We start from the raw sequence: 3671 nt of genomic DNA on the forward strand, positions 1-3671 counted from the left end.
TGAGCAAGGAATTGAAGGAAAGCCTGGACGGGTTGAAGAGTAAGCTTGATAATATAATGAAGAGTAGTTCCGGTGGTTCTGGCGGGGGGAAGGGTAATGCTAATGGTATTAGAGCACCTCACCTAAAAAACATTGATGACTTTTTATCGGGGAATAAATCTTTTGATAAAGTCGTTGATGACTATGCTAAGCATTATGTCGAGGTAATAAATACTAAAGGGTGGTCTTGGGAAAAAAGTATTTATGGAGGAGATAGTTTAACTGGTAAGCAAAGAAAGTTGATAAAAAGTAAAGCCGAGGAATTGAATCTCATACCTAAAATTGAAGTGAAAAAAGTAGATGGTATGCGTTATGGGTTTGCTGATTTTGAGAGTACCGGCGTGGTAGTGCATACTGACTACCTCCCAAAAGATTTGTGGAAAAAAGGTGATACAGAGCAATTTGATTGGTTGAATAATAAGCTTCCAGAAGACATAAGAAAATTGATTGAAAACGGATCGTATACATGGCACCACACTGAAGTACCTGGGAAGATGCAATTAGTTCCTTATGGAATTCATAACATTACAACTCACAATGGTGGAAGATCTACTGGAATGTGGGCAGATGCCGCAAGATAAATAAGAAGGAGGAAATGATTATGAAAATAAAAAAAGAGACAATTATTTATCCATTACCGTCTGATCAACTAATATCCAAAGAAGAAGGTTTTTGGAGAGTAGAATTGCCATTAGAGTATAAAGAATTTATTAAAATAAATAATGGAGGTATTCCAGAAATTCGTTCGTTTATTTGTAATGATCGTAGCTATGCAATTACTAGATTTTTATGCATTCTTGAGGATCCAACAAAAAATGAGTTTGGAATATTTGATATTGACGCTACAAAATCTCAGCTTGATGAGAGACTAATTGATGATGAAGATTTGGTAGGAGTTGCATTATTACCAGTTGCTGTTCTATTTGCTGGTGATTTTCTATGCTTAGATTTTCGTGAATCTAGAAATAATCCAAAAGTTTGTGTGTGGGATCATGCAAATTCTGGAGAATTTGACCCGGTGAGCTATCATGTTGCAGATAGTTTTGAAGAATTTCTAACAATGTTAGCTGAATAAAAAACATTAAGGGCTACCCAGGTCTTGAACTGAACCCCGTCAAGTAGACAGAACAAAAAATAAAAATCAATTAAGCGGCTTTGGTCCTGAATTCCATCGGACTAAGGCCGTTTAGTTTTGCTTGTAATCGTTCGTAATTGTAAAAGTGGATGTAGGCTTGATGTCCCTCTCGAGCTCCTCAAAGGTATGGTAGGTATGTAAATAATACTTCTCGCATTTTAGAGTTCCCCAGAAAGATTCCATTGGACCGTTATCGATGCATCGTCCAACACGGGACATACTCTGAGTCATTTCGTTGTCATCCAAGAGCTTCTTGAAGTCCAGGGAGGTATATTGGAAACCCCGGTCGCTATGAAGCATGGGCTTGCTTCCTGGTGCTTTTTGCAAGGCCCGTTTCAACGTCTGAAATACAAGAGGATGTTATTGGAACGCCCGAATACATAAGAGACGATGGATTTATCATGAAGGTCGAGAATAGCGCTTAAATACGCTTTTTGGCCATTGCCGTACTTGAATTCCGTCACATCCGTAACCCACTTTTAATTTGGCGCATCTGCCGTGAATTTGCGGCCAGGAAAAAAAACTTGATGGTCTTGACTTGGATTTTTACCATCAAAATGGATATGGTAAAAAAGATGCAAAAGTATTAAAAATTTATCAGTATGAAAAAGGCATCATACACTTTGGTAATAATCCTCAGCATACTGAAGTAACTGTTTTTCAAAATAAAGTGTTAAAATGGCAGAGGGATACTGGACGAAGGAAAAAATAAAAGGGTTGTGAAAAATGGCGAACTATACGAACCTTATGAATAGCAGTTGGTACGGTGAGATATCAAATTCCAATATTTCGGATATTAAGGAGAGCATTTTACGTTCAAAGACGGAACAAGATGTTATACTCCAACTCGTAGAACTTTTCAAGTTAGGAGATTTTACACAAAAAACATTCTTAATTCACTTGTTAAATCATTCTGAAGATGAAGCAGTATTAAATCTTTGTATTCGGATATTTTGCTCAATTTGTACCCATGAAGACTTAAGAGACTCCAACAATCTTCGGTTTTTAGAAAAAGCTACAGAAGATGCGGTTAATACATTTGCGTCAGCGGCAGTTTCAACGCTTTCTCTCGAAATAGTTCCATATCTTTTAACATTACTTGAAGATTGGGATGAAATTAATGATACGTCAACCATTATAAGGGATTCTATAGATGCTTTTATTGATTTTGAAGAGCATTTAGGTGAAGATTCATCTGTGGAAGAGATTGGTCAATATTATTTGGAATACATTAACGGCCATGATCTGGAAAAGTATTACTATAATCAGAAACTTTCATTTCCTGGTGAATTAGCCAAAAAATTAATTGAAAGAGTTATGATTGCTGCAAACAACGGACATGCACTTGAAATGGAGTTAATTCCTTCCCTATTATCGATTTGGTCTGGGGAGAAAGTGCCAGGCGATTATTACACTGTAATAAATCCAGACAACTATAAAGGTTTTATTAATTATGTCGAAGGACTTTCAAAGAAAAATTGGGAGAAGGGACAGAAGTATTTTTACGGACATAAAGTATAATATGATACCCTCTGTGGTAACATGATGTGAAATAACCTTGATCATGTGGGGGCTTCCCAGTGCCGAATGAACCCACCATTCAACCAATACCACATCTAACCCCTGTAATACCCGTAAGAAGATTTCGTCATTTTTTATAGGCAAAGAAATGCTTGAATTTTATACCCTAAATAACCCAATCCGGTTACATCGAACAGGTCAATTATGGTCAGAAATCTGACCTGTTTTTTGTTGTCTTCGCTTTCTTTCAGGATTTTCAAAATGCTACGTAACTGTAGAATACGCCGCCCCGATAGAAAATCTGTCTAAGCCATTGCAACTAAGTCGCAAGATAACCCGACCATTAATATTGTCAGGACTTATTATCCGCAACAATCTAGCTATTTGCCAACTCGTTCCTCTAAATCGCACAATTTTGGATTGGATTTTACGTTCGTTTTTCGCCACTCCAAATCATCCGTCATATCCAGATACTTTCGGCCATTGGTCCATTTTTCATCTATCTCCCTTAGCAAGGTTCCAAGTAATCGGTATACAGAATCCCGCTTTGGAAAGAGACGAATCACACCTCACGACGCCGTACTTCCTCGTTTACACGCTCTTGGCTGTTCGTCGTAGCCGGTCTGCATCCGGCGGATTTCTACCATTGCGAGATCGACAGCGGAGCGCGTTACGCGATCGGGGACGATGTGATGTTCCGCAACAAGCGGCTTGTGGTCAGCGAGGTGTCGGCCCGGATGGACCGGGGGCAGTTCGTCTATACATATCGGCTGTCGCGGCGGGAGGGTATTCGTCAGGAGCGGCTGTTGAACCCGAGGCTGACCGGTCTGTCGTTGGAAGGCGAAGTGTTGGCCGTCCAGGGCGAACAAGTTCAGCTTCGTCTGGACATCGACAAGGAACTAGCCGTACGGCGCATACTCCGTCCGGTCTCGCCCCAGCACCGCGACATGCTCCCCGAGCAGGTGGTACTCGTTCT

At 39.9% G+C, this 3671-nt stretch carries 5 protein-coding genes and 2 pseudogenes; 5 read left to right on the forward strand and 2 right to left on the reverse strand.

The features are described from left to right. Nucleotides 1–56: 56 nt before the first annotated feature. A complete protein-coding gene (locus DQX05_RS29890; RefSeq protein ID WP_119796871.1) occupies nt 57–620 on the forward strand; it encodes an HNH endonuclease signature motif containing protein in 564 nt (187 codons plus the stop codon). Nucleotides 621–640: 20 nt separating this feature from the next. Then, complete coding sequence (locus tag DQX05_RS29895) at nt 641–1114, forward strand: SMI1/KNR4 family protein (protein WP_119796868.1); 474 nt, start codon at nt 641–643, stop codon at nt 1112–1114. Nucleotides 1115–1184: 70 nt separating this feature from the next. On the opposite strand, the pseudogene DQX05_RS32755 reads toward DQX05_RS29895, so the two are convergent. After that, nucleotides 1185–1683 (reverse strand): annotated as a pseudogene (locus DQX05_RS32755) (IS3 family transposase); the annotation flags it as partial. Between the two features lie 29 nt (nt 1684–1712). On the opposite strand from DQX05_RS32755, the gene DQX05_RS31280 reads away from it, so the two are divergent. Both DQX05_RS31280 and imm47 read left to right on the forward strand, forming a co-directional pair. After that, the gene (locus tag DQX05_RS31280; RefSeq protein WP_182914973.1) at nt 1713–1886 is read left to right on the forward strand and encodes a hypothetical protein; all 174 of its coding nucleotides are present in this window, start codon (nt 1713–1715) and stop codon (nt 1884–1886) included. 14 nt (nt 1887–1900) lie between these two features. Next, nucleotides 1901–2695: an Imm47 family immunity protein gene (imm47, locus tag DQX05_RS29910; RefSeq protein ID WP_119796870.1), complete on the forward strand. Its 795-nt coding sequence runs from the start codon at nt 1901–1903 to the stop codon at nt 2693–2695. A 380-nt stretch (nt 2696–3075) separates the two neighbouring features. On the opposite strand, the pseudogene DQX05_RS33490 reads toward imm47, so the two are convergent. Continuing rightward, nucleotides 3076–3320 (reverse strand): annotated as a pseudogene (locus DQX05_RS33490) (transposase); the annotation flags it as partial. A gap of 67 nt (nt 3321–3387) precedes the next feature. Between DQX05_RS33490 and DQX05_RS29915 the strand changes: the two are divergent. Beyond that, nucleotides 3388–3671, forward strand: a 284-nt coding sequence (locus DQX05_RS29915) for a hypothetical protein (RefSeq protein WP_397336323.1), incomplete at its 3' end; no start/stop codon positions are given.

It is taken from the genome of Paenibacillus thiaminolyticus, from assembly GCF_003591545.1.
In the GTDB taxonomy this organism is placed as follows: domain Bacteria; phylum Bacillota; class Bacilli; order Paenibacillales; family Paenibacillaceae; genus Paenibacillus_B; species Paenibacillus_B thiaminolyticus_A.

Excerpts from the sequence above, each read along its gene's own strand:
- imm47 (WP_119796870.1), top strand. The coding sequence starts at position 1,901 with ATGGCGAACTATACGAACCTTATGAATAGCAGTTGGTACGGTGAGATA.
- DQX05_RS29890 (WP_119796871.1), top strand. The coding sequence starts at position 57 with ATGAAGAGTAGTTCCGGTGGTTCTGGCGGGGGGAAGGGTAATGCTAAT.
- DQX05_RS29895 (WP_119796868.1), top strand. The coding sequence starts at position 641 with ATGAAAATAAAAAAAGAGACAATTATTTATCCATTACCGTCTGATCAA.